Below are 1,249 nucleotides of genomic sequence, written 5' to 3'. Positions count from 1 at the left end.
GCGTGGCGTTTCCAGTCCCATTGAGCCGCGGTGGTTACGGTTGTTGTGTCTGAGTTTGGTGGTAATGCGTTGCCAGCCCCTTAGGCGGGCGTTAGCTGTCACATTGCTCTTACACCTTGAAAAATAAAGCTTTAAACCCAATTCATATCCAAAGAGTTGAACTTTAGAGTGTTAAAAGATGAGTCTACCAATAACCGATAGTTGTATTGTTGCTGTTGCAAAGCTAGTTGATGATGCTCAATCTGATTGCAAACGTGAACCGAGTCATTCTGATTTGTCATTTATGATCAATAAAGCAGGCTTAAAAAATGTAGATCCTAAAGAGAATGGGCAAACAGTAGGTAAGGCTAAACGCTTAAAAGAAACGTTGTATTGGGCTTTAGAAAATTCCCCAAATCAGGGTAGTGAGCTTATTTCATTAGTTTTGTCCCATGTTAGAGCCGTAGGTGGCTTTAGGGTGCAGTCAGCAAACTTCGTCGGTACAGATAGCATTGAAAATGCTATAAGTGCTTTCGATGTGGAAGGGTTCGAACTTTCTTACGATGGTAGCATTCGAGCGAAAGTGCTCGATAATTTATCTGGTAAGCAATTGACAGAAGCGTTGCTTTCTTATGCTCAACGCGCCAAAAAAGGTGTCGGTGACCCCGCATTGCTAGCAGGTACAGGAAAAGAATTACTCGAAGCTACAGCTAAACATGTAATACACACTAAGTATGGTGCGCATCCTCAAAATGCTAATTTCCCAACACTGATGGGACAGGCATATTCTGCACTTCAGATGTCGATCCCTGAAAGTAATGCAACTCCAGTTTCAGATAATCCCGTTGCTGAGTATGAAAAAGCCATGTTCAATATGGCGCTAGCTATCAATAGGGTGCGTAACAAAGAAGGTACGGGGCATGGACGTATTTCAGTTACTAAGCTAAGTGATACCGAAGGTGAGAACATCGTTCAAATGGTTGGTGTCATCGCGGACTTTTTGCTTCATCGGCTAAGCCAAGACAGCTAACAAACGCCTCAAGAGGGACTGTCAACGCGCGGCGTTTCCAGTCCCATTGAGCCGCGGTGGTTTCGGCTGTTGTGTTTGAGTTTTGTGTTATGCGTTGCCAGCCCCTTAGGCGGGCGTTAAATGCACTAGTGAACAGTTTGGATTTACGGATGAACAGAAATATAGAGTTTAGAACTAAGAAATGGCACTCGAAAATAGTGTTGTCCATGGTGGCGAGTTATGTGGTTTTTACTCTTGTTT

General features: G+C 43.6%; 1 protein-coding gene. It reads left to right on the top strand.

The genetic code is table 11. The features are described from left to right. Positions 1-178 precede the first annotated feature (178 nt). On the top strand, positions 179-1,009 hold the full coding sequence (locus tag T411_RS0115670; RefSeq protein WP_000056616.1) for an abortive infection family protein: 831 nt from the start codon (positions 179-181) through the stop codon (positions 1,007-1,009). Positions 1,010-1,249 lie beyond the last annotated feature (240 nt).

The sequence above is a fragment of the Vibrio cholerae ATCC 14035 genome (genome assembly GCF_000621645.1).
Lineage (GTDB): Bacteria > Pseudomonadota > Gammaproteobacteria > Enterobacterales > Vibrionaceae > Vibrio > Vibrio cholerae.
This window is presented reverse-complemented; position numbering and strand designations above follow the sequence as displayed.